The sequence below is a fragment of the Gordonia sp. (in: high G+C Gram-positive bacteria) genome (assembly GCF_052106715.1).
Classification (GTDB): domain Bacteria; phylum Actinomycetota; class Actinomycetes; order Mycobacteriales; family Mycobacteriaceae; genus Gordonia.
In genome coordinates, this window is record NZ_JBQEDL010000016.1 from 24,737 (window position 1) to 47,312 (window position 22,576).

The following is a 22,576-nucleotide window of genomic DNA, read 5'->3' on the forward strand; positions in this document are numbered from 1 at the left end:
ACGGCGAGCCGGTGGCGTAATGCGGTGTGGCGTGTCAAGGCACCTCATCGCGACGGAACGAGATACACGAAATCCCGTCTACGCTCCCATTCATGCAGTTCAGGACCGATGTTCGACGACGCCTCCGCGCTGATGACGCACGGGTCGTCAGCGATGTGCTGCGTCGCGGAATCGACCGTGGCGAGCACACCGGCGCCTTGCACGAGGACACCCTCAGCGTCGAGTTCGGCGTGTCCCGAAACGTGGTGCGAGACGCTCTGACGATCCTTGCCGGGGAGGGATTGATCGATCGGTCACCCCGCGTCGGGACTCATGTCGTCCGCCGCCGAGCGGTGCACGGACTCGACGCGCTCCGCGGGCTGAAGGAGACCCTGAGTGAACACGGCGACGTATGGAACGAGGTCCGCGTCGCCACGTTGGTCCGTCCACCTGCTGCGGTCGCTGCGCAACTGCGACTCGAAACCGGCGACGATGCCGTGTACATCGAGCGCACTCGGTATCTGGGCGATGAGCCGCTGAGTCTGGACCTGACCTACCTGGTTCCCGACCTCGGCATTCCGCTCCTCGAGTACGACATCGAGTCGACCGACGTCTTCGCGTTGCTCGAGCTCGTGTCCGGACGTCGTCTCCATTCTGCTGAGCAGACCGTGGAGGCCGCCGTCGCCGACCCCCACTCGGCTGCGGTCCTCGGTGTCGCGCCGGGATCGGCGGTACTGCTGCTCGAACGCCTCACTTGCCTCGGGACGCAGGCTCGGCCGGTGGACCTCGAGTACATCCGCATGCGAGGCGACCGAATATCGCTGCGCACCAGGTCATTCCGTGACCAGCAAAACGAACGTCCCCGAACGCTCGAAAACTCCAGTCTCGAAAGCTCCAGTCCCGAACTACAACCGATCGGAGATCTCCGGTGAGTCTCGTCAACAATCGCACCGACGTACCAGTGACCATCGACGAATCCCTGTGCATCGACGGGTGCACCCTGTGCGTTGAGGTGTGCCCGCTCGACTCGTTGGCCATCAATCCTGAGTCCGGCAAGGCATTCATGCACGTCGACGAGTGCTGGTACTGCGGCCCCTGCGCCATCCGCTGCCCGACCGGCGCGGTGACGGTCAACATGCCGTATCTCCTGCGCTGACAGTCCGGCGGCCCGTTCCGCTCCCCACTCTCCTTCTCGCTCACCCCACACAGCCCCGTGAGGTCCCCACATGTCCAGAACCCCCACCACTCGTCGCGGATTCGCGCTCGCGGCACTTGGTACCGCCGCCGCTCTCACTGCGGCCGGTTGCTCCCTGTCGCCCGATGAGTCCTCAGGCGCGACTGCCGTGGTCGTCGGCTATCAGTCGAAGACGATCAACACCGTTACCGCGGGAACGCTACTTCGCGAACGCGGCGACCTCGAGAAGCGCCTGAAGGAGGTGACCGAACGGACCGGGGAGAAGTTCACTGTCCGTTGGGAGGACTACGACACCGGGGCGCCGATCACCACCGGGATGATCGCCGGAAAGATCGACATCGGATCGATGGGCGATTATCCGATGCTCATCAACGGGTCGCGCGCCATTGCGAACTCCGCTACGGCCACCTCGATCCTCGCCGTCACCGGATCGTCTGCGCGGGGTTCGCTGAACATGGTGGTCACCCGACCCGATTCACCGATCCGCTCACTCGGCGACCTCGCCGGTAAGCGAGTGTCGGCCAGCGAGGGATCGGCCGGCCACGGCACCCTGCTCACCGCCCTCGCGAAGGACGGCATCGGGGACGTGGACGTCACCAATCAGCAACCGCAGGTCGGTGCGTCCGCACTCGAGAGCGGCAAAGTCGATGCGCTGGCACAGTTCGTCGCCTGGCCGGGTCTGCTCGTGTTTCAGAACAAGGCGCGCCTGGTCTACGACGGAGCGCAGCTCGGCATCCCGACACTGCACGGAACGATCGCGCGGAACCGCTTCGCCGACGAGCACCCCGATGTCGTGGACGCCTTCCTGAAAGCTCAACTGGACGCCACCAAGGCGCTCGACGACGACCCGCTCGCCGCGGCTCAAACGGTGGCTAAGGCGAGCGGCCTGCCGGCCGAGGTCGTATACCTCTATAACGGTCCGGGCGGCACCGATTTCAATCCCGCGATCAGGCCGTCTCTGGTGAAAGCGCTCGAGGGCGACAAGCCCTACCTCGAATCGATCGGCTCGTTCCCTAACCCGGTCGACCTGGACACGTTCGTGTCCGACACGGCGCTCCGGAAGGCGGTGTCGGAGACCGGTGGCGATTATGACGAGCTGCTCCACCGACAGCCGAACTCCGCGCGGCCGAACGGCGAAGTGTGGTTCTCCGGCAGCGACACCCGGACCACTCCGGACTCGACGTCGGTTCTGCGTCTCGTCCGCGACGCTCGACGAGACGGACGCCAGGTAAAGGCCGCGTACATCACCGACCCGACTCTCGGCACACGATGGTTCGCCGATCACGCGGTGTGGCTGCGCGACGGCACCACCTTCGTCGCGTTCACCACGAACGACAGTGCTCGTGCTTACCGGCAGACACACCCGGGAGCCGTTCCCGTCAGCTACGACCAGGCGCTCGATGAGGTGGACCGATGACTACTCGGATCTCAGCAGCGGGCCTCACTCAGTCCACTCCCACCGATTCCACCCCAGACCACATCGGTACCGACACCGTCCACGAGGAACACAAGATCGATTCTGCAGCAATCGATTCCACATCCAACAAGAGCGTATCGCGGCGGACACTCGTCTGGCCGCTCCGGATCATCACCGTATTGGCTGCGATCGGACTCTGGCACCTGCTGGCCGCGTCGGACGCAGTGCTGTGGTTGCACTTCGACGTGATTCCGACACCCGCCGACGTCGCGTCGGCGTGGTGGGATCGCCTGCACGCCGGGGAGTACTATCTCGACCTCGGTCAGTCGCTCATCCGCATCGGTACCGGATTCGCTCTCGCTGCGGCGATAGGCATCCCACTCGGGATCGCCCTCGGACGGTCGACGCTCGCCGAGGGAACGCTCGGCGCTCTCACTGAACTGGCTCGTCCGATCCCGGCGATTGCGCTGGTTCCCATCGCGATCCTGGTCTTTCCGAGCGACGAGGGCGGGATGGTGTTCATCACCTTCATCGCAGCCCTGTTCCCGATCGTGGTGTCCACCCGACACGCCGTCCGGGCGCTGCCGACCATCTGGGAGGAGTCCGTACGCACGATGGGCGGCACTCGCCGGGACGTCGTATGGCGCGTGATCCTGCCCGGCATCACCCCGGGCGTGTTCGGCGGTCTGTCGGTCGGTATCGGAGTGTCGTGGATCTGCCTCATCTCCGCGGAGATGATCTCCGGGAGGCTCGGCGTCGGCTACCGGACGTGGCAGTCGTACACCGTCGTCGACTACCCCGGTGTGTTCGTCGGCATGTTCACCATCGCCGCGCTCGGCGCCGTGACGTCCGGCGCCATCGAACTCATCGGGCGTCGCGTGACTCGCTGGCTCCCTCGTGGCGACCATCGCTGACCGACCGGAAGGACACCTCGAATGAGCACCACCATCGACCTCGTCGATCTCACGCTGCGGCACGGTGATCGCACCATCATCGATCGTCTGACCCTGCCGGTGACCGCCGGTGAAGTCGTAGTCGTCACCGGTCCGTCGGGGTGCGGCAAGTCGACCCTGTTGCGTGCGGTCGCCGGCCTGCGCCCGATCGACTCGGGCACCGTCCTGTCTCAGGGCGAACCCGTCACCGGTACCTCAGGCAACCGTGCGATGGTCTTCCAGGACGATGCCCTGCATCCCTGGCGCACCGTTCGCAAGAACATCTTGCTGGCACTGACCCTGCGCGGTGTTCCGCGATCGCAACGGAAGCCGCAGGCCCGACGGTGGATCTCCGAGATCGGGCTCGACGGATTCGCAGATCACCTGCCCAAAGAGCTGTCCGGAGGCATGCGTCAGCGCGTCCAGTTGGCTCGCGGTCTCGCGGGGGCACCACGGACACTGCTGATGGACGAGCCGTTCGGCGCGCTCGACGCCCAGACTCGTTCGTCGATGCAGCAACTGCTCATCCGGACTCTCCACGCGCATCCCGCCACGGTTCTGTTCGTCACCCACGACATCGACGAAGCTGTGCTTCTCGGTGATCGGGTGGTGGTACTCGGCCGCGCAGGCGAGCCAGTCCGAGCCGTCGTCGACGTTGCCCACCCGCGCACGCCGGACGCCGACAACACCGCGGCGCGTAACGCGATCGCCGACGCCCTACCCCGTACCCACGACCTCACACCGAGCAAGGCGACATCATGACCGGCCCCGATCCGACCACATCCCCAGGCACACCGCATCACGCGTTCACCGCCCCCGCTGTAGAAGACGCGCACCGTCTGAACTGTGACGTCCTCGTGATCGGCGGAGGCACCGCCGGATCGATGGCAGCGTTGACCGCCGCCGAGAACGGCGCCGACGTCCTCCTCCTCGACAAAGCGCACGTGAGGCATTCCGGTGCATTGGCGATGGGCATGGATGGCGTCAACAACGCTGTGATACCCGGTAAAGCGACCCCCGAGGACTACGTCGCCGAGATCACTCGAGCCAACGACGGCATCGTCGACCAGAAGACCGTCTATCAAACAGCCACTCGCGGTTTCGCGATGATCTCGCGGCTCGAACGATACGGCGTGAAGTTCGAGAAGGACGAGTACGGCGAGTACGCAGTGCGACGTGTCCACCGCTCGGGCTCGTACGTGCTCCCGATGCCGGAGGGCAAGGACGTCAAGAAGGTCTTGTATCGCGTGCTGCGCCGCCGGGACATGCGCGAGCGCATCACGATCGAGAACCGGTTGATGCCGGTACGAGTTCTCACCGACAACGGCCGTGCCGTCGGTGCGGTCGCGCTGCACACCAGGACCGGCGACTTCTACGTCATCGGAGCCAAATCAGTCATTCTGGCCACTGGGCCGTGCGGACGTCTGGGGCTCCCCGCCTCCGGCTACCTGTACGGGACCTACGAGAACCCGACCAATGCCGGCGACGGCTACTCGATGGCGCTCCACGCGGGTGCCGAGCTCTCGGGAATCGAGTGCTTCCAGATCAATCCTCTGATCAAGGACTACAACGGCCCGGCGTGCGCGTACGTCGCGAATCCGTTCGGCGGGTACCAGGTGAACGCGGATGGCGACCGGTTCGTCGACTCCGACTACTGGTCCGGCGACATGATCAGCGAGGTGAAGCGCGAGATCGACTCTGCTCGCGGCCCGGTCTACCTGAAGGTCTCGCATCTGGCGGAGGAGACCGTCGGCGCGCTCGAATCGATCCTGCACACGACGGAGCGACCCACCCGCGGCACCTTCCACGCGAACCGCGGGCACGACTACCGCACGCACGATATCGAGATGCACGTCTCCGAGATCGGTCTGTGCAGCGGCCATTCCGCTTCCGGAGTATGGGTGGACGAGAACGGCGCGACCACCGTCGACGGCTTGTATGCGGCAGGTGATCTGGCATGCGTGCCGCACAACTACATGATCGGTGCATTCGTGTACGGCGAACTGACCGGGCAGCATGCGAGCGACCGAGCCCGGGACGTCGCATCGCCCATCGACCTGCCAGCCGATCAGATCGCGGCCGCCCACGAATTGATCTACCGTCCCCTTCGCCATCCCGACGGCCCGCCGCAGCCTCAAGTCGAATACAAGCTCCGACGATTCGTGAACGACTACGTGGCGCCACCGAAGACGTCGACCAAACTCGGTATCGCCATCGAGACCTTCGAGCGGATGCGCGGTGAGATCGCCGAGATGGGCGCACGCACACCGCATGAGCTGATGCGCTGTGCCGAGGTGACGTTTATTCGCGATTGCGCGGAGATGGCTGCACGCAGTTCGCTGACTCGAACCGAGAGTCGTTGGGGCCTCTACCACCAGCGGGACGACGTCGTCGGACGCGACGACGAGAACTGGGGATACCACCTCAACATCCGCAAGACGTCGAACGGTGACATGCAGTTCATCGGACGTCCCGTCGCCCCGTACCTCGTGCCGGTGGACGGACTCGACAACCTTCCCCCGCAAGACCGTTCGGTCATCGAGATCGCACAGCCGGACATCCGAATCGGTCCCGGAGGAACTGCGCCCGGTGTCGTCGATTCGCCGCGGTCACCCGCGGCCCCGGTCTCGGCGGGCACCCGCGCACCGCTGTCCCCGCGTATCGCGGAATTGGTCGCACTCGAATCGCCCGACATCGCCGATGTCCTCGACTACCTCACCGACCCCGACCCAACCGTGCGTCGCACCGCGGTCTCCACACTGACCGAGCACACGCCGGACGGCTTCGACATGGCACTGGCTCGTGCACTGACAGACGAGGATCCTGGAGTCCGGCACGTGGCGATAGATTCGTTGCGCGAGCTGGTAGAAGTGCTGCCCGAGAAGCCGCCGTTCGTCGAGAGCCTGCGCGCGAAGACGTCCTCCGACGATCACCGGGTGCGCGCGGGTGTCCTCGATCTATTACGGGCGCTACGCGAAGGTGATACCGAGCTGTTCACCGATCGACTCACCGATCCTCACCACGCTGTACGCATCGAAGCGATCCGTGGCCTCGTGTCACTCGACGCCGCCGAGCAGATCGCGTCCGCAGCATCCGACCCGAACCGGGAGGTTCGTGTCGTCACCGCGCAGGGGCTCGCGACAGTCGGCGGCGGGGCCGAGACCGTCCGCGTGCTCGCTGCGGATCGAGACCCACTTGTCCGAGCCGCGGGTCTGGCTGCCCTCTCGACTCTGGGCGATCCGGCGACTGATTCGAAGATGCTCCAGAAGGCGTTGCGCGACAACGCATGGCAGGTCCGCAAGGGTGCGGCGACGGGGCTGTCCGTCGCACCGGGCGACAATTCGGTACAGGCTCTGACGCCCTTGGTCACCGACCCGCACGCAGACGTACGCAAGGCTGCGGTGAGCACGCTCCGAGGATGGTCGACCCGCCTCGCGGTGAACGATTTGCTCGAAACGGCTCGCCTCGACGAGGACGCCGACGTACGAGCGGCCGCACGCTGACTCTCGTCGCGGCAGTTGCTCTCAACTGGCCACAAGACCGCGTCCGGTGATCAACGGCAGGTCGAGCGCGGTCACCAGACCCGGGTGGGCGGCGACGACAGCGGGCACGGCGTTGACCAGGCGCTGGGCGGTGACGATCATCCCGGACACGTTGTGGTCGCCGGTGCGTCCGTGGTGCGTCATCTCCACGGCTATCACCGGCTCGCCGGTCACCTCGATCCGGTAGCAGCCGTCGCCCTCCGCGGGCGTCGGCCAGTCCGGGCACTGGTCCGGGTGAGTCCGCGTGTAGTGCTCCAAGACGATCCGGTCCACTCCGTCGACCTGACCGACCACCTGAAAGTGCAGAGCCGCCATCGTCCCGTCTGGGATTCTCAGCGAGACCGTGTCGACGTCGCCCGCCGCGGCGACACGATCGAAGCGTTCGACGAGCGGCTCGTCGAGCGTGACGTCGAGTCCCGCAGCGAGCTGCCGGACGACACTCCCCCACGCCAGCGACAGCACGCCGGGCGTCAACAGCATCGGCTGATGATCCATCGGCTTGCCGAAGCCGAAGATCTCCGACATCACCACGGGCTGGTAGTACGTGGAATAGTCGGCGATCTCCATGACCCTGACCTCATCGATCTGCTGCGAGAGACTCGTGATCGACAGCGGCAGAACGTCGTTCGCAAATCCCGGGTCGATCCCGTTGACGTGCAGACTGGCTCCGCCCTCGAGCGCGGCCTTCTCGACGCTCTCGACCATCGACTCCGGCAGGACGCCGTACGGGAACTGCAGTATGACGGGCCCCGACGAGACGACGTTCACGCCGGCTGCGACGAATGCCGTCAGATCGGCGATCGCCTCGGCCACCCGATCGTCGGTCATCGCAGTGTGCACGATCGCGTCCGGCTTCAATGCCAGGAGCGCGTCGCGGTCGTCGGTGGCGATCACCCCGAGGTCGCGGTCCAGGCCGGCGAGCCGCCCGGCGTCCCGGCCGACCTTGGCCGGGTCGGACACCCACACCCCGACGAGTTCGAGATCGGGGTGGGCGTCGATACCGGTGATCGCATGTCGGCCGACTGTTCCGGTGGACCATTCCACTACGCGCAGAGTCATGGCATCCACGCTAAAGCCGATCGGCGAATCATGTGGTCGATTGACTGGACACGTGTCCGAATACTGGTTTCCGGACCGCGCTCGAGACTACGCAGGCATTTCGTACGTGTAGGTGTACACCGGGTCAGGAGTCGAATCGGAGTTGATCGCCCACGCGATGACGAGGACGACCGCGATGACAGCGAGAACCACACCGATCCCGAGACTGATCCACGCCCACATCGCAGCCTTCTTGGACGATTCCGCGGCATCTGCGGCTTCGGCCGCCCGTCCCGCGTACCAGAGTCGGGCGACGGAATTAGCCTTCGTGAAGCCGACGATGCCCAGCACCAGCGGCGCGATGCCGACGAGAGTCCCGTAGCAACTGACCGTCAGGATGCCGCCGAACACGAGAGCGACGAGCGACGAGGTCTGCCCGGTCTGTGGCGGCGAGCCCTGCGCCCGGACCCCGAACTGCTGTCCCGGATACGGGTAGGAGGGCCCGTACGGTGCCGGTGGAACCACGGGCGGCAACGGCGGCGGCACGTACTGCGATTGCCAGTACCCAGGATCGGGCTTGGGCACACCGACCTGCGTCGGCTCGTATGCGGCCCAATCGGAGTCGCCGGGATTCTCAGGGGTGGTACTCACCGCAGGTCATACCTTCAGACTGTCGAATGGGGCGACGGGGATGTTTCGGATGATCAGCCAGCCGAAGATCACCACGAGAACCGCCGTCGGCGTGTACCGCCAATGCTGCCAACTGCGGACACGTCGCCCGCGCCACAGCCCCACGGTGTACGTCACGAATGCGATACCGAGGAGCGCCAGAGCGAGGACGCCGACAGCGTTGTAGTGCAGCGCCGCACCGATGTCGCCGTGCAGCAGGCTGTACACCGCCCGCGACGCTCCGCACCCCGGGCAATCGATGTGCAGCAGGGTCTTGGTGGGGCACGGCGGGATGATGCCGCCCGGAGTCATCGGGTCAGCGAACCACACGAACGTCGAGGCCACGCCCACCGCCGCGACGACCACCGCCGGACCCGCGATGCGATGCCGCGAGACGGCGGTCGCGGCCCCCAGCATCCGGTCGGTGGTACTCGCGGCGTCGACGCTCATCGCATTACACCGTCGAACTTGAGACAGCTGCCGCGATGATGACGACATAGATGATCACGACGACCACCCATGACGCCACCGCGGCGATGGCGCTCCACATGGCGAACTTCTTCGCGTCGTCAGCAGCCTGCTGGGCTCCGGCGTAGTCGCCCATCGCCCACAACCTGCTGACCGACGTCGACTTCACAATGGACACCACGCCCAAAGGCAGGCAGCAGAGCACAGTACTCAGGATGGCCCACACCAGATTGTTGTCGGGTTCCATCCCCGGCGGCTGCTGCCAGTACGGCTGACCGTACTGGGGCTGACCATACTGGGGTTGCCCGTATTGGGGCTGACCGTACTGGGGCTGACCATACTGGGGCTGACCGAACTGGGGCTGACCGAACTGGGGTTGCCCGTACTGCTGGCCGGGATCCGGTTTTGCGAATGGATCCTCACCGAAGCCGTCCGGGTTCTGCGGAGTAGTCATCAGCTGAAGTCGTAGTATCCGGCCGAGTTACCGGTCGCGGCCAACACGATGATGCCGATGACCCAGAGGACGATCGATACACCGAAGACGATCCAGCCGATGTTCGACCACTTCTTCGCCTCGTCGGCCGACCGCTGAGCACCGGCGGCGTCGCCCCGCTGCCACTGTCCGTTGACGGCATTGGCCTTGACGATTGCGACGATGCCGATGATGCCCGCAACCAAGCTCAGACAGGTCGCACAGGTCGCCAAGAACCCGAGAACGGTGAGGATGATCGCCGAGACCATGCTGTTCGCAGGCGCCGGTCCCGAAGCGCCCGCAGGTCCTGCCGGATACGGGTTGGCCGGGTACGGGTTGCCCGGAAAATTGGGGGCCGCCCCGTACTGGGGCTGACCGTACTGGGGCTGGGGCTGACCAGGCTGGGGCTGATCGGCTTGAGGCTGGCCGGGCTGAGCTTGGCCGAACGGGTCCTGCGAGCCGTACTGGGGTGTCTCGCCGTACTGGGAAGTCTGACCGTACTGGGGCGGCTGACCGTACTCCGGCGGCTGCTGAGGATCCGGCTGCGTCGGCTCCTTCTTCAGGTTGGGAGTCTGTCCGGACTGCGTCTCGGCGAACGGATCAGGCTCGACGTTCGGGTCGCCGTTCTCTCCGGGCGGATTCGTCATGTCGTCCCCTCGTCGTGCCGACCACCGGATTGGGTCGGCGCGCCCTGATAGTAACTGGTCGCCGACCGCGTCCGGCTAACATACCGTCAGCCGAACAACCGCGGCAGCGTCCCCTCGTGTACCTCGCGGAGTTCGTCGAGCTTCACGGCGAACTGATCCTGGACTTCAAGTTCGTCACTCCCCTGGTCGACGACCCCGATACGCGTCCACGGCATCGACCGCGCGGTCAGCATGCCGGTGAACCGTGTCTCCTCGGTCCGCGGCACCGCAACGAGGACGCGGCCGGTCGACTCCGAGAACAGCCACACGAACGGATCGGCACCCTCGGGGAGCAGGATCCGGCAGCCGGTCTCGCCTGCGAGCGCGGCTTCGGCGACGGCCTGAATCAGGCCGCCCTCGGAGATGTCGTGTGCGGCGGAGACGAGTCCGTCGCGAGAGGCCGCGACCAGGATGTCGCTGAGAAGGCGTTCGCGCCGCAAGTCGACCCTCGGCGGCGTTCCGCCGAGATGATCGTGCTCCACCTGCGCCCAGATCGAGCCGTCGAACTCGTCGAGGGTATCGCCCATGAGGATGAGCGTCTCGCCGGGTTCGGTTCCGATGCCGGTCGGGATACGGCGTCGCACATCGTCGATCACGCCGAGCACACCGACCACCGGCGTCGGCAGAATAGCCGTGCTGCCGGTCTGGTTGTAGAAGCTCACGTTCCCACCGGTCACCGGGACCCCCAGTTCGGCGCAGCCGTCGGCGAGGCCTCGCACGGCCTGACTGAACTGCCACATGACGGCGGGGTCCTCCGGCGACCCGAAGTTGAGGCAGTTGGTGACCGCGGCGGGCGCGGCACCGGACACCGCGACGTTGCGGTACGCCTCGGCGAGCGCGAGCTGCGCGCCAGCGTACGGGTCGAGGTAGGTGTAGCGACCCGATGCGTCGGTCGCGATGGCCACGCCACGGCCGGTCTCCTCGTCGATGCGGATCATGCCGGAGTCGGCGTGCTCGGCGAGGACGGTATTGCCGCGGACGTACCGGTCGTACTGTTCGGTGATGAACTTGCGGCTGCACAGTGCGGGGCTGGCCAGCATCTTCAGGAACGTCGCGCGCAGCTCGCTGCCGGTCTCGGGGCGTGCGAGTCCGGACGTGGTCGACGAGACGACGACGTCCTGCCACTCCGGGCGCGCGAGCGGACGGTCGTAGACCGGTCCGTCGTGGGCCACGGTGCGCGGGGGCACATTCACGACGCAGTCGCCGTGCCACATGATCTCGAGGTGCTCACCGTCGGTCACCTCGCCGATGACGGTGGCCAACGCGTCCCACTTGCGGCACACGGCCATGAACTTGTCGACGTTCTCCGGGGTGACGACGGCGCACATGCGCTCCTGCGACTCGCTGGAGAGCACCTCGGCCGGGGTCATTCCCTCAGCGCGCATCGGCACCTTCTCCAGGTCGATGCGCATACCGCCGTCACCGGCGGCCGCCAGTTCGCTCGTCGCACACGACAGACCGGCACCGCCCAGGTCCTGAATGCCGACGACGAGGCCTTCGCGGTAGAGGTCGAGGCAGCACTCGATGAGGACCTTCTCGGTGAACGGGTCACCGACCTGGACACTCGGCAACTTCTTGCGCGACGGACCCGCCTCATCGGAGTCGTCGAATGTCTCCGAGGCGAGTACCGAGACGCCGCCGATGCCGTCGAGTCCGGTCCGTGCGCCGAACAGGATGATCTTGTTACCTGCGCCCGACGCGAACGCCAAGTGCAGGTCCTCGGTGCGCAGCACGCCCGCGCACAGCGCGTTGACGAGCGGGTTGCCCTGGTAGCTCGCGTCGAACACAGTCTCTCCGCCGATGTTCGGGAGGCCGAGCGAGTTGCCGTAGCCACCGATGCCGCGGACCACGCCGTCGACGACGCGCCGGGTGTCGGCGGCGTCCGCTGCACCGAACCGCAACTGGTCCATCACTGCGATCGGACGGGCGCCCATCGCCATGATGTCGCGGACGATGCCGCCGACACCCGTGGCCGCACCCTGGTACGGCTCGACGTAGCTCGGGTGGTTGTGCGACTCGACCTTGAACGTCACGGCCCAGCCGTCACCGATGTCGACGACGCCCGCGTTCTCGCCGATGCCGGCCAGCATGCCCGCTCGCATCTCGTCGGTGGTCGTCTCGCCGAAGTACTTGAGATGCTTCTTGGACGACTTGTAGCTGCAGTGCTCGGACCACATCACCGAGTACATCGCCAGTTCGGCATCCGTCGGCCTGCGGCCGAGGATCTCGCGAATACGGGCGTACTCGTCGTCCTTCAGACCCAGCTCGGCATATGGCTGCGGGACGTCCGGCGAGTCGGCGGCGTGGGAAACGGTATCTACCTGGGCGCTCACATCGGACAGTCTATGCGAGGGGTCGCCGAGGACGCCGATCGACCATATTGCCCGATTCCTCCGCGGATCGGGGCGCCGCCGATTAGATTCGTCCCCGACAGCCAGGTTTCGGGGGGACTCATGACTGATCTGCGTGCACGCGACTGTTTCGACGCCGGCGTCGCCGGCCTCGGCCTCACGGTCTGCGAAGATCCGGTGCCACCGAAGATCGCCTTCACACGTGCGACCGAACTAGATCCGAGCATGGGCGACGCCTGGCTCGGACGCCTCGCGTCGGGCGACCGTTCGGGCACGGTGCTTCACGGCCTCTACCTCGCCCGCGGCACGATCGGCGTGCAACAGCGACGCATCGGCCTGCCGCGTGGCACTCTCTCCGGACTCGCGCCGATCGGCTTGTTCATCGACTACCCGATCACGTGCGCCTCGCGTGCAGCGGCGGCGTACGCGTCGTCGTTGATCGACGGCGACGACCTCGACGGCTCCCGGCGGGTACTCGACGACGTGGATCGAAGTGATCCGGTCGCCGCCTACTGCCTCAGTGTCTGGCATCTGCGGGCTGGCGACTGGCGGGCGGTGCTGAGCGCGACGAACGGACGTGACGGCTGGGCCGATCCGGTGCTGTCGTCGGCCGCCGATTACGTCGCGGGCACCGCTTGCATCCAACTCGGCCTGTACGACGAGGGGATCCGCCTGCTCTCGGCGGCACGCGAGAGCCGCCTGGACAACTGCCGGGCGGCGGCGACATTCGCCATCGGGATGGCGTTGCGCACGCGCGGCGACGAGACCGAGGCCCGCGCCTGTCTCCAGGAGGCATACGCCCTCGATCCCCGACTGTCGGACGCGGCCCGCGCACTCGCGGATCCGTCGTATCGCCTGGTTGTCCAGACCCCGGCAGGCACCGCACCCTACCCCGATCCCTCGGAGTCTGATCGCTCCCGCGGGTTATCCGACGAGACCGACCGCGCCGCCGTCCTCGCCGCGGCGGACGCCGACCTGGCGGCACAGATCGGCCTCACTGCGGTGAAGGAACAGGTGGACCGGTTGCGGTCGGCGGTCCTGCTCGCGAACCTCCGTACGTCGAAAGGGCTTCGGACATCGGTGCGGAGCCTGCACCTCACGTTCACCGGCCCACCGGGCACCGGCAAGACGACGGTGGCGCGGATCATCGCCCGGATGTACCGCGGGTTGGGCCTTCTCACGAGCGACACGGTCGTCGAGGTCAGCCGGAAGGACCTCGTCGGCGAGCATCTCGGGTCGACGGCGCCGAAGACGTCCGCAGTGATCGACTCCGCACTGGACGGCGTCCTGTTCATCGACGAGGCGTACACGCTGATCCAGGAGGGACTGTCCGGTGGCGACGCGTTCGGACGCGAAGCACTCGACACGCTGCTGGCGCGCATGGAGAACGATCGGGACCGCCTCGTCGTCGTGATCGCCGGATACGACGAAGAGATCGACCGACTGCTCGCCGCCAACGAGGGGCTGGCGTCACGATTCGCGCGCCGTATCCGCTTCGGGTCGTACTCGCCGAACGAACTGGTGCGGATCGCCGAGTCGACAGCGCACGGACGCGATGCCCGGTTGTCTGCTGACGCCCAGGCCTGCCTGTCTACATCGTTCGAACGACTGTGTGCAGCGAGTGTCAGCGGACGGCCGGCAATCGACGTTGCGGGCAACGGCCGTTTCGTCCGCAACGTGATCGAAGCCGCGGAGGAGGAACGCGAGCACCGTCTCGCGTCGAGTACCGACATCGACCTTCTCTCCGAGGCCGACTTGATGACACTGACCGGCGTCGACGTCCGCGCCGCACTGTCCCGGTGCGCCGTGCGGTAGGCGACTCGCGAGCCGCGAAACGTTACGGTCGGGTCATGCGCACGATCGAGACCTCGTTTGTGAGTCGGGTGCATCCGCCGTGAGCACCGACGTCGAACAGACCAGACTCCGACGCAGGGCGCACGATCTCCGCCTGATCGCGGTCCTGCTCGTCGGCGTCGCCGTGTTCACGGCGATCGGCGGAGCTCTCTGGACCGCTGGCTCCCGCGAGCCATCCACCGCCGATTACGTTCGGAACGTGGTGATCACCGCCTGGATTCCGGCCACCGCGGCCATCGCCGTCTACACGCGAAGCCGAGTCTTTCTCCGACGGACGGTCACATCCCCAGGCGCTGCAGGATCGTCTCGGCGACGTCGGCAGGCGAGCCGTCGGACGGACGGATGACGAACTCCGGAGTCACTGGACGTTCGTACGGCGAGTCGATGCCGGTGAACTGCGGGATCTCCCCTGCCCTCGCTTTCGCGTACAGCCCCTTCGGGTCCCGGGCCTCACAGCTGTCGAGCGGCGTGTCGACGAAGACCTCGAAGAACGGGATGTCGCGCGCAGCGTGGATCTCCCGCGCACGCTGACGTTCGGCGGCGAACGGGCTGATCAGGGACACGAGCGCGACGGCGCCGGAATCAGCGAAGAGCGACGCGACCTCCGCCGATCGCCGGATGTTCTCGCGACGATCGTCATCGCTGAAACCGAGGTCGGCGTTGAGTCCGTGACGCAGATTGTCGCCGTCGAGCAGGTACGCGGGTCGGCCTTCGGCGACCAGTCGGCGCTCCAACTCCGTCGCGATCGTCGACTTGCCCGATCCCGACAGCCCGGTGAGCCAGATAGTGGCACCACGGTAAGCGCGATGCTCGCGCGTCACCTTCCCCGATTCCCAGACAACGTTCGAGTCGTGTGCCACCGGCGCGCCGATCATCCCGGCTGCGACGGTCGCGTTCGTGGACTCGTCGACCAGAATGAAACTGCCGGTCTCACGGTTGCGGCGGTACTCGTCGAACATCATCGGCTGCTGGCAGCGCAGCGACATCCGGCCGATCTCGTTGAGCGACAGTCCATCTGCAGTCGCCGGAAACGGACGGTTCGTGCGCAACGTGGTCGAGGCGGCCGAGGAACAGCGCGAGCACCGACTCGCCTCGACTTCGGACATCGACCAACTATCCGAGAACGACCTGATGACGGTGACGCGCGACGACGTGCGCGAAGCCCTGGCGCGAATCAGAGCCTGACTCCTGAATCTCCTTGGAATGTCTAAGACAACCGCTTGGCTGCAACGGGCAGACAGCCCTCCAGATTCTTCAGCGACGACCTGGCGTGCACTAGTAGCCTGACGATTTGGGAGACGTCAGCCGCCTCATCGTCCGCAGACCCTCGATCAGCATAGGAGTAAATGATGGCGCCGCAGGACGCCACAACGCGCGGAACTGCCCGTACCGACGGCTACCTTTACGACACCGGCACCGAGTTGAGTCTTGCTCAGGTGCACTGCGTGGAGCTTCTTTTGGACTCCGTCACGACCGACATGCTCACCGACATCATCAGCCCCGGAGCGCGCTGCCTCGAGATCGGCGCGGGAAATGGTTCAGTCGCACGGTGGATGACGGACCGAGTCGGAGACGATGGACAAGTGGTTGCAATCGACCTCGACACTTCTCACTTCCGTGATGGTGGCGAGGCAATCGTGTACCGCCACGACATCAATGACGGGCCACCCGAGGGCGGCCCGTTCGACCTCATCCATGCTCGTCTGGTCTTCCTCCACCTTCCGCGGCGTCTCGAGATCCTTCAGGAATTAGTGCGCAGCCTCGCGCCCGATGGATGGTTGGTCCTCGGAGACTTCGACGGCACTCGACTGCCGTACGCAACTGCTGTTCCGAGATCCGAAGACGCCGATGTGTTCGATCGTGTGATGGATATCGGCCATCGAGTAGTCGGGACCGAAGCCGGAATGTCACTGGAGTGGGCAGGCGAGGTCGCAGACCACCTTGAGTCGATGGGGCTAGTCGAAGTGCAGGCGCGGGATCACTCCAGGACGGTCACGGGCGGCGACGTCGGTGGCCGCTACCTACACAACTTGATCACGCAAATTTTTCCGGTGCTCGAGGGTGCAGGACTCGCACAATCAGAAATCGCTCGTACTCAGGAGATTCTTTTAGACCCCCGTTTCAGTGGCTGGTTCTACCATTTCCTGATATCTCGCGGACGAAAGTCGGCCAACCTGCATGCTCCATGAGACTCATTTCTCCGACGGACGGTCACATCCCCAGGCGCTGCAGGATCGTCTCGGCGACGTCGGCAGGCGAGCCGTCGGACGGACGGATGACGAACTCCGGAGTCACTGGACGTTCGTACGGCGAGTCGATGCCGGTGAACTGCGGGATCTCCCCTGCCCTCGCTTTCGCGTACAGCCCCTTCGGGTCCCGGGCCTCACAGCTGTCGAGCGGCGTGTCGACGAAGACCTCGAAGAACGGGATGTCGCGCGCAGCGTGGATCTCCCGCGCACGCTGACGTTCGGCGGCGAACGGGCTGATCAGGGACACGAGCGCGACGGCGCCGGAATCAGCGAAGAGCGACGCGACCTCCGCCGATCGCCGGATGTTCTCGCGACGATCGTCATCGCTGAAACCGAGGTCGGCGTTGAGTCCGTGACGCAGATTGTCGCCGTCGAGCAGGTACGCGGGTCGGCCTTCGGCGACCAGTCGGCGCTCCAACTCCGTCGCGATCGTCGACTTGCCCGATCCCGACAGCCCGGTGAGCCAGATAGTGGCACCACGGTAAGCGCGATGCTCGCGCGTCACCTTCCCCGATTCCCAGACAACGTTCGAGTCGTGTGCCACCGGCGCGCCGATCATCCCGGCTGCGACGGTCGCGTTCGTGGACTCGTCGACCAGAATGAAACTGCCGGTCTCACGGTTGCGGCGGTACTCGTCGAACATCATCGGCTGCTGGCAGCGCAGCGACATCCGGCCGATCTCGTTGAGCGACAGTCCATCTGCAGTCGCGTCACGGTGCAGCGAGTTGACATCGAGCCGATAGGTCAGCCCGGTCACCGACACTCGGGTCTGCCTGGTGCCGCACAGCATCAGGAAGGTGTCGCCCGCCGACACCGACCTCGACTCGGAGAACCAGCAGACCATCGCGTCCAGGTCCCGGCCGACGTGTGGCCGGTTGCCGGGACGGACGATCATGTCACCGCGGACGATGTCGATCTCGTCGGCCAGTTCGATCGAGATGGCCGAACCCGCCGTCGCCTCCGTCCACTCGACGCCGCCCGGGCCCCAGAGCTTGGTGATCTCGGTGCCGAAGCCACCCGGCAATGCGACCACTTTGTCGCCGACAGCCAGCCCGCCACCGGCGACCGTCCCCGCGAACGCACGATGGTCGAGGCCGTCCGCACGTTGCGGACGGATCACGTACTGGACCGGGAACCGAGCGTCGATGAGGTTCTTGTCCGAGGCGATGTGCACCGTCTCGAGGTGCCCGAGCAGGGAGCGTCCGGTGTACCAGCCCATCCTCTCCGATCGCTCCACCACGTTGTCGCCGCGCAACGCGGATACCGGAACGAACATCACGTCGGTGACGTTCAGCTTGGCTGCGAACGCCGTGAAGTCGTCGACGATCTCGTCGTAGCGCTCTCGCGAATAGTCGACCAGGTCCATCTTGTTGACGCACACCGTCAGGTGCGGGATTCCCAACAACGACGACAGGAACGCGTGGCGGCGCGTCTGCTCGAGCACTCCTTTGCGGGCGTCGACGAGGATGATCGCGAGGTCGGCGGTCGACGCACCGGTCACCATGTTGCGCGTGTACTGCACGTGCCCCGGCGAGTCGGCGACGATGAACTTGCGTTCGGGCGTCGAGAAATAGCGGTAGGCGACGTCGATCGTGATGCCCTGTTCACGTTCGGCGCGCAACCCGTCGGTGAGTAATGCGAGGTCGGCCTGCTCGTCGCCGCGCTGCGCGCTGGTCCGTTCGATCGCGTCGAGCTGGTCGGTGAAGATCGACTTGGAGTCGTACAGAAGGCGCCCGATGAGCGTCGACTTCCCGTCGTCGACGCTGCCTGCGGTCGCAATGCGGAGCATGTCGCCAGCCATCAGAAGTAGCCTTCTTTCTTGCGGTCTTCCATTCCTGCTTCGGAGATCCGGTCGTCGGCACGGGTCGCGCCGCGTTCGGTGACGCGGGTCGCCGCCACTTCGGCGATCACCTTCTCTGTGGTGTCGGCGTCGCTCTCGACGCAGCCGGTGCACGTCGCGTCCCCGACAGTGCGGAATCGCACCCGTTCGACACGCGACTGCTCGCCCGGGTACTTCTCGAGGAATCTGGTGTCCGCCAACAACATTCCGTCGCGCGGGACGACTGGACGCTCGTGTGCGTAGTAGATCGGCGGCAGTTCGATCTCCTCGGCTCCGATGTACTCCCAGATATCGTGCTCGGTCCAGTTGCTCAGCGGGAACACGCGGATGTGCTCGCCGCGTGCGTGCCGCCCGTTATAGAGATTCCACAGTTCGGGCCGCTGGTTGCGCGGATCCCAGGCACCGAACGAGTCACGGAAGCTGAAGACACGCTCCTTGGCGCGCGCCTTCTCCTCGTCGCGCCGCGCACCACCGAACACCGCGTCGTACTCGCCGTCGCGGATACCGCGGAGTAACGCCGCGGTCTGCAGACGATTACGGGACGTCCCCGGCCCGGTCTGTTCCACGACACGGCCTGCGTCGATGTCGTCTTGGACGCTGCTGACGACGAGCCTGACTCCGGTCTTGCGCACGATCCGGTCCCGGAACTCGATCACTTCGTCGAAGTTGTGTCCGGTGTCGATGTGCATGAGCGGGAACGGGACCGGCGCGGGCCAGAACGCCTTACGCGCGAGGTGGAACATGACGACGGAGTCCTTGCCGCCGGAGAACAGCATCACCGGTCGCTCGAAGGTCGCCGCGACCTCTCGGAAGATATGCACCGATTCGGCTTCGAGTTCCTCGATCACGACCAGAGGCCTCCTTGACGTGTCGAATATTCGACACCTAGTGTTGCGAATGTGTCACAGACAGTAGGGCGGCAGTCTCCACCGCGTCAACCGTCACCCCCGACTCGGCGGGTGGCCGCCGTGATGGAGTGTGTCGTGACCCTCGCAGGCCACACCCCCACTCTGGCCGACATCGTCCGCGAGACCACGGTGCCGCGCGCAACAGTTCACGCGATCGTGTCCGAACTCGCCGATCTCGGGTGGCTCGAGCGACATGACGACCTGACGATCTCGTTGGGGCCCGCATTCCTGGCGACGGCGCGCGCCGCGGTCGACTCCGACCCGCTCGCCGACGCCGCACGCCCGGCGCTGGAGCGACTCGTGGCCGACACGGACTCCGTCGCATTCTTCGCCCGTCGCCTCGATGACGACACCATCACCGTCGTCGAGTACTGCACGCCCGCGGGCCGACCAGCGCCGGCCACGGACGGCTGGGCAGAGCCTGGCCGTCCGGTCCGACTCCGCCCACCGATCTGCCGGGAGTTCATCGCGTGGGCAAACGAGGCGGCGCGCGTGGCTTGGGTCAATCGAGCGCCCGAGGCCGACCGGGAGCGACTGCGTGCGGTGCTCGCCGAAGTCCGACGACGCGGCTACTCCATCGAACGGATCACCGACGACCATCGATCGGTGATCGACACTCTCGCGGCCCTCGACACGATGCCCGGCGCCCTGCGCGACCGGGTCCGCAACCTCCTCGGCGAGCTGTCGACGATCGATTATCTCGACGCCGAACTCACCGACGACGCGGAGGTCGGGGCCGTCACGATCGGCGCACCGATCACCGACGACGCCGACCGAGTCGTCGGTGCCATCGTCGCGTGCCCGCACACGACGATGTCCGGACGCGCGTTGAAACGGTGGGGCGAGACGACCAGCGAAGCAGCGCGGCGCGCATCAGTGTATTTTTACAATCATAGGTTGTAAAAATAAGGAGGCTCCCCGATGCCCGACATCACGCTCGACGTTCGCGAGATCCCTAAGCCACAGCGGCACCCCAAGATCTTTTCCCTGTTCGACTCTCTCGCGGTCGGCGACGCAGTCATCTTGGTGAACGACCACGACCCTCGTCACCTGCACGACGAGTTCGAAGCCGACCGCGCAGGCGGCTACTCGTGGGACTATCTGGTCCGCGAGAAGCGCGATTACCAGGTCCGGATCAGCAAGACCACCGCGACCACGCCGCCCCGCAGACTCGGCAACACCGCCGAGTTGACAAACGCAGCCGTCGACGACGCCGACGTCGCATGGAAGCTGACGTCGCCCGACCGGCACCTCGACTCGAATCTGATCCGTCTCGCGGCCGACGGCGAGATCGCCGAGCACGCGGGCGGTGAGGTCGACGTTCTCGTTCACGTCGTCGCGGGTTCCGGACGACTCGGCACCGAGGCGGGCGACCTTGAGGTGGCCGCGGGCGACCTCCTCTGGCTGCCTCGGCGTTCGCAGCGCGCATTCCGGGCTGGGCCGGACGGCCTGAGCTACCTGACCGTGCACACACACCGGGAGCCGACGTTGACCATCGAACCCCTCGCCCGGCGAGACGCGTAGTCATGACGTACGTCATCGCACAGCCCTGCGTCGACGTCATGGACCGCGCCTGCGTCGAAGAGTGCCCTGTCGACTGCATCTACGAGGGCGGCCGCAGCCTCTACATCCATCCGGACGAATGCGTCGACTGCGGCGCATGCGAGCCGGTCTGCCCCGTGGAGGCCATCTTCTACGAGGACGATGTCCCCGACGAGTGGGAGCCATACCTCAACGACAACGCCGAGTTCTTCACCGAGGTACTCCCCGGCCGTGACGCCCCGCTCGGGTCACCGGGCGGTGCCGCCAAGCTGGGCCCGACGCACAGCGACGCACCACTCGTGGCGTCATTGCCGCCACAGGAGACCGACGGCCGATGAATGTCCGCGCCACCGTGCTCGCCGCCGTGCGTGACACGACATCACCGGTGTCGGTCGCCGATCTGGCGGCGCAGCTCGACATTCCGCCGACGACGATCCGCTTCCATCTGAAATCCCTGACCGACGACGGACTCGTCCAGACTGCGCCCGGTGTCGCAGCCGCTCGCGGTCGTCCGCAGATGCAGTATCGTCCGCAACGCGCGATGGACCCGTCGGGACCGCGCGACTACGGGTTCCTCGCCGACGCACTCGTCGACGCACTGGACGCCATACCCGACGGTCCGCAGCGCGCGATGGATGCCGGCCACGAACTCGGCCTCGCCCGCGCCAACCGCAACCGCGATGCGACGCAGGACGTGATGACGGTTCTCGACGAGATGGGATTCGTTCCGTCCGACGAACGCGGCGGGGACGACAGTAGCGGCGACGGCGCCGCCATCAGGCTGGGGCGGTGCCCGTTTCTGGAGGCCGCGCGGCGACGGCCCGGAATCACCTGCTCAGTCCATCGAGGACTGATGCAGGGCGTCCTGGACGCACACCGCGACGGTCGGGCGGTCGCTCGACTGGACGCATTCGTGGACGGCGATCACTGCCTGGCACACCTGTCCGGAAGGACGCGGTGACGGCGAACAGACACCGGGTCGACGTCGATCCGTATACCGCAGCAGGTGCCGCCTTCGTGGTCGTCGGCGGACTAGTCGCCGCCGTGGCGCAGCCTCTCGATCTGGCCAAGGGAAGTTGGCTCGCCGCCTATCTGGTCCTTGTCTGCGGCGTCGCACTCGTCGTGATCGGTGTGGCACAGCAGCAGTTGACGACGGCCGTCCCGCAGCGGGAGCGAACGTGGCAACTCGCCGGCTGGGGTGCCGCAAACGCACTAGTGATCGCCGGTTCGCTCAGCTCGGTCCCCCCGATCACCGATGCCGGGTCCGTCGTGCTCTTCGCAACCCTGGCGCTCACCGCCTGGATCGGCCGCCCGCTCCTGCACACCCGCCGCGGGGCCGCGTCCGCCTACATCGCAGTGCTGATCATCCTCGCGGTCAGCGCCCCTATCGGCTCCTTCCTCGCCCACACGCGGGCCTGAGGGCCGGGCGGAGAG

At 66.2% G+C, this 22,576-nt stretch carries 22 protein-coding genes and 1 pseudogene; 14 read left to right on the forward strand and 9 right to left on the reverse strand.

Going from position 1 to position 22,576, the window contains the following annotated elements; genetic code table 11:
• Positions 1–92 precede the first annotated feature (92 nt).
• From ACTIMF_RS09985 to ACTIMF_RS10010, 6 genes are all read left to right on the forward strand, one after another.
• A complete protein-coding gene (locus ACTIMF_RS09985; RefSeq protein WP_442350135.1) occupies positions 93–911 on the forward strand; it encodes a GntR family transcriptional regulator in 819 nt (272 codons plus the stop codon).
• On the forward strand, positions 908–1,135 hold the full coding sequence (locus ACTIMF_RS09990; protein ID WP_205332021.1) for a 4Fe-4S dicluster domain-containing protein: 228 nt from the start codon (positions 908–910) through the stop codon (positions 1,133–1,135). Before ACTIMF_RS09985 ends, ACTIMF_RS09990 begins: the two co-directional genes overlap by 4 nt.
• A gap of 70 nt (positions 1,136–1,205) precedes the next feature.
• On the forward strand, positions 1,206–2,591 hold the full coding sequence (locus ACTIMF_RS09995; RefSeq protein ID WP_442350136.1) for an ABC transporter substrate-binding protein: 1,386 nt from the start codon (positions 1,206–1,208) through the stop codon (positions 2,589–2,591).
• Complete coding sequence (locus ACTIMF_RS10000) at positions 2,588–3,505, forward strand: ABC transporter permease (RefSeq protein ID WP_442350137.1); 918 nt, start codon at positions 2,588–2,590, stop codon at positions 3,503–3,505. Before ACTIMF_RS09995 ends, ACTIMF_RS10000 begins: the two co-directional genes overlap by 4 nt.
• A 21-nt stretch (positions 3,506–3,526) precedes the next feature.
• Positions 3,527–4,285: an ABC transporter ATP-binding protein gene (locus tag ACTIMF_RS10005; RefSeq protein ID WP_442350138.1), complete on the forward strand. Its 759-nt coding sequence runs from the start codon at positions 3,527–3,529 to the stop codon at positions 4,283–4,285.
• Positions 4,282–7,026, forward strand: a complete 2,745-nt coding sequence (locus tag ACTIMF_RS10010) for a fumarate reductase/succinate dehydrogenase flavoprotein subunit (RefSeq protein ID WP_442350139.1) — start codon at positions 4,282–4,284, stop codon at positions 7,024–7,026. The genes ACTIMF_RS10005 and ACTIMF_RS10010 overlap by 4 nt, the downstream gene beginning before the upstream one ends.
• Positions 7,027–7,047: 21 nt before the next feature.
• On the opposite strand, the gene ACTIMF_RS10015 is transcribed toward ACTIMF_RS10010, so the two are convergent.
• The 6 genes from ACTIMF_RS10015 to purL form a co-directional block, all read right to left on the reverse strand.
• Complete coding sequence (locus ACTIMF_RS10015) at positions 7,048–8,124, reverse strand: NAD(P)H-dependent amine dehydrogenase family protein (RefSeq protein WP_442350140.1); 1,077 nt, start codon at positions 8,122–8,124, stop codon at positions 7,048–7,050.
• A gap of 87 nt (positions 8,125–8,211) precedes the next feature.
• Positions 8,212–8,754, reverse strand: coding sequence for a CD225/dispanin family protein (locus ACTIMF_RS10020; RefSeq protein WP_442350141.1), 543 nt, complete (start codon positions 8,752–8,754; stop codon positions 8,212–8,214).
• 6 nt (positions 8,755–8,760) lie between these two features.
• Entirely contained in the window at positions 8,761–9,222 is a 462-nt protein-coding gene (locus ACTIMF_RS10025; RefSeq protein ID WP_442350142.1) for a DUF2752 domain-containing protein, read from the reverse strand.
• A 4-nt stretch (positions 9,223–9,226) separates the two neighbouring features.
• A complete protein-coding gene (locus ACTIMF_RS10030) occupies positions 9,227–9,694 on the reverse strand; it encodes a CD225/dispanin family protein (protein WP_442350143.1) in 468 nt (155 codons plus the stop codon).
• Positions 9,694–10,359, reverse strand: a complete 666-nt coding sequence (locus ACTIMF_RS10035) for a CD225/dispanin family protein (RefSeq protein WP_442350144.1) — start codon at positions 10,357–10,359, stop codon at positions 9,694–9,696. The genes ACTIMF_RS10030 and ACTIMF_RS10035 overlap by 1 nt, the downstream gene beginning before the upstream one ends.
• 86 nt (positions 10,360–10,445) lie before the next feature.
• Positions 10,446–12,731, reverse strand: a complete 2,286-nt coding sequence (gene purL / locus ACTIMF_RS10040; RefSeq protein ID WP_442350145.1) for a phosphoribosylformylglycinamidine synthase subunit PurL — start codon at positions 12,729–12,731, stop codon at positions 10,446–10,448.
• A 120-nt stretch (positions 12,732–12,851) separates the two neighbouring features.
• Here purL and eccA point away from each other — a divergent pair, with 120 nt between their 5' ends.
• Complete coding sequence (gene eccA / locus ACTIMF_RS10045; protein ID WP_442350146.1) at positions 12,852–14,564, forward strand: type VII secretion AAA-ATPase EccA; 1,713 nt, start codon at positions 12,852–12,854, stop codon at positions 14,562–14,564.
• Positions 14,565–14,881: 317 nt separating this feature from the next.
• On the opposite strand, the pseudogene cysC (ACTIMF_RS10050) reads toward eccA, so the two are convergent.
• Positions 14,882–15,622 (reverse strand): annotated as a pseudogene (gene cysC / locus ACTIMF_RS10050) (adenylyl-sulfate kinase); the annotation flags it as partial.
• 22 nt (positions 15,623–15,644) lie between these two features.
• Between cysC (ACTIMF_RS10050) and ACTIMF_RS10055 the strand changes: the two are divergent.
• Both ACTIMF_RS10055 and ACTIMF_RS10060 read left to right on the forward strand, forming a co-directional pair.
• Positions 15,645–15,788: a hypothetical protein gene (locus ACTIMF_RS10055; RefSeq protein WP_442350147.1), complete on the forward strand. Its 144-nt coding sequence runs from the start codon at positions 15,645–15,647 to the stop codon at positions 15,786–15,788.
• 164 nt (positions 15,789–15,952) lie between these two features.
• Positions 15,953–16,792, forward strand: a complete 840-nt coding sequence (locus tag ACTIMF_RS10060) for a class I SAM-dependent methyltransferase (protein ID WP_442350148.1) — start codon at positions 15,953–15,955, stop codon at positions 16,790–16,792.
• Between the two features lie 22 nt (positions 16,793–16,814).
• Here ACTIMF_RS10060 and cysC (ACTIMF_RS10065) read toward each other — a convergent pair whose 3' ends face one another.
• On the reverse strand, positions 16,815–18,653 hold the full coding sequence (gene cysC / locus ACTIMF_RS10065) for an adenylyl-sulfate kinase (RefSeq protein WP_442350149.1): 1,839 nt from the start codon (positions 18,651–18,653) through the stop codon (positions 16,815–16,817).
• Positions 18,653–19,540, reverse strand: coding sequence for a sulfate adenylyltransferase subunit CysD (gene cysD, locus ACTIMF_RS10070; RefSeq protein ID WP_442350150.1), 888 nt, complete (start codon positions 19,538–19,540; stop codon positions 18,653–18,655). The genes cysC (ACTIMF_RS10065) and cysD overlap by 1 nt, the downstream gene beginning before the upstream one ends.
• Positions 19,541–19,651: 111 nt before the next feature.
• Between cysD and ACTIMF_RS10075 the strand changes: the two genes are divergently transcribed.
• The 5 genes from ACTIMF_RS10075 to ACTIMF_RS10095 are packed head-to-tail and all read left to right on the forward strand — an operon-like array spanning position 19,652 to position 22,561.
• A complete protein-coding gene (locus ACTIMF_RS10075; protein WP_442350151.1) occupies positions 19,652–20,503 on the forward strand; it encodes a helix-turn-helix domain-containing protein in 852 nt (283 codons plus the stop codon).
• 18 nt (positions 20,504–20,521) lie between these two features.
• Positions 20,522–21,124, forward strand: a complete 603-nt coding sequence (locus ACTIMF_RS10080; RefSeq protein WP_442350152.1) for a DUF2249 domain-containing protein — start codon at positions 20,522–20,524, stop codon at positions 21,122–21,124.
• A gap of 2 nt (positions 21,125–21,126) precedes the next feature.
• On the forward strand, positions 21,127–21,480 hold the full coding sequence (gene fdxA, locus ACTIMF_RS10085) for a ferredoxin (RefSeq protein WP_442350153.1): 354 nt from the start codon (positions 21,127–21,129) through the stop codon (positions 21,478–21,480).
• A complete protein-coding gene (locus ACTIMF_RS10090; protein ID WP_442350154.1) occupies positions 21,477–22,103 on the forward strand; it encodes a helix-turn-helix transcriptional regulator in 627 nt (208 codons plus the stop codon). Before fdxA ends, ACTIMF_RS10090 begins: the two co-directional genes overlap by 4 nt.
• Entirely contained in the window at positions 22,100–22,561 is a 462-nt protein-coding gene (locus tag ACTIMF_RS10095) for a hypothetical protein (RefSeq protein ID WP_442350155.1), read from the forward strand. Before ACTIMF_RS10090 ends, ACTIMF_RS10095 begins: the two co-directional genes overlap by 4 nt.
• The last annotated feature ends 15 nt before the right edge of the window (positions 22,562–22,576 follow it).

What these genes read in the sequence shown, in the direction of transcription:
- ACTIMF_RS09985 (WP_442350135.1), top strand. Translation starts at nt 93, where the DNA reads ATGCAGTTCAGGACCGATGTTCGACGACGCCTCCGCGCTGATGACGCA.
- ACTIMF_RS09995 (WP_442350136.1), top strand. Translation starts at nt 1,206, where the DNA reads ATGTCCAGAACCCCCACCACTCGTCGCGGATTCGCGCTCGCGGCACTT.
- ACTIMF_RS10000 (WP_442350137.1), top strand. Translation starts at nt 2,588, where the DNA reads ATGACTACTCGGATCTCAGCAGCGGGCCTCACTCAGTCCACTCCCACC.
- ACTIMF_RS10005 (WP_442350138.1), top strand. Translation starts at nt 3,527, where the DNA reads ATGAGCACCACCATCGACCTCGTCGATCTCACGCTGCGGCACGGTGAT.
- ACTIMF_RS10010 (WP_442350139.1), top strand. Translation starts at nt 4,282, where the DNA reads ATGACCGGCCCCGATCCGACCACATCCCCAGGCACACCGCATCACGCG.
- ACTIMF_RS10015 (WP_442350140.1), bottom strand. Translation starts at nt 8,124, where the DNA reads ATGACTCTGCGCGTAGTGGAATGGTCCACCGGAACAGTCGGCCGACAT.
- ACTIMF_RS10025 (WP_442350142.1), bottom strand. Translation starts at nt 9,222, where the DNA reads ATGAGCGTCGACGCCGCGAGTACCACCGACCGGATGCTGGGGGCCGCG.
- ACTIMF_RS10030 (WP_442350143.1), bottom strand. Translation starts at nt 9,694, where the DNA reads ATGACTACTCCGCAGAACCCGGACGGCTTCGGTGAGGATCCATTCGCA.
- ACTIMF_RS10035 (WP_442350144.1), bottom strand. Translation starts at nt 10,359, where the DNA reads ATGACGAATCCGCCCGGAGAGAACGGCGACCCGAACGTCGAGCCTGAT.
- eccA (WP_442350146.1), top strand. Translation starts at nt 12,852, where the DNA reads ATGACTGATCTGCGTGCACGCGACTGTTTCGACGCCGGCGTCGCCGGC.
- ACTIMF_RS10060 (WP_442350148.1), top strand. Translation starts at nt 15,953, where the DNA reads ATGGCGCCGCAGGACGCCACAACGCGCGGAACTGCCCGTACCGACGGC.
- cysC (WP_442350149.1), bottom strand. Translation starts at nt 18,653, where the DNA reads ATGGCTGGCGACATGCTCCGCATTGCGACCGCAGGCAGCGTCGACGAC.
- ACTIMF_RS10080 (WP_442350152.1), top strand. Translation starts at nt 20,522, where the DNA reads ATGCCCGACATCACGCTCGACGTTCGCGAGATCCCTAAGCCACAGCGG.
- fdxA (WP_442350153.1), top strand. Translation starts at nt 21,127, where the DNA reads ATGACGTACGTCATCGCACAGCCCTGCGTCGACGTCATGGACCGCGCC.
- ACTIMF_RS10090 (WP_442350154.1), top strand. Translation starts at nt 21,477, where the DNA reads ATGAATGTCCGCGCCACCGTGCTCGCCGCCGTGCGTGACACGACATCA.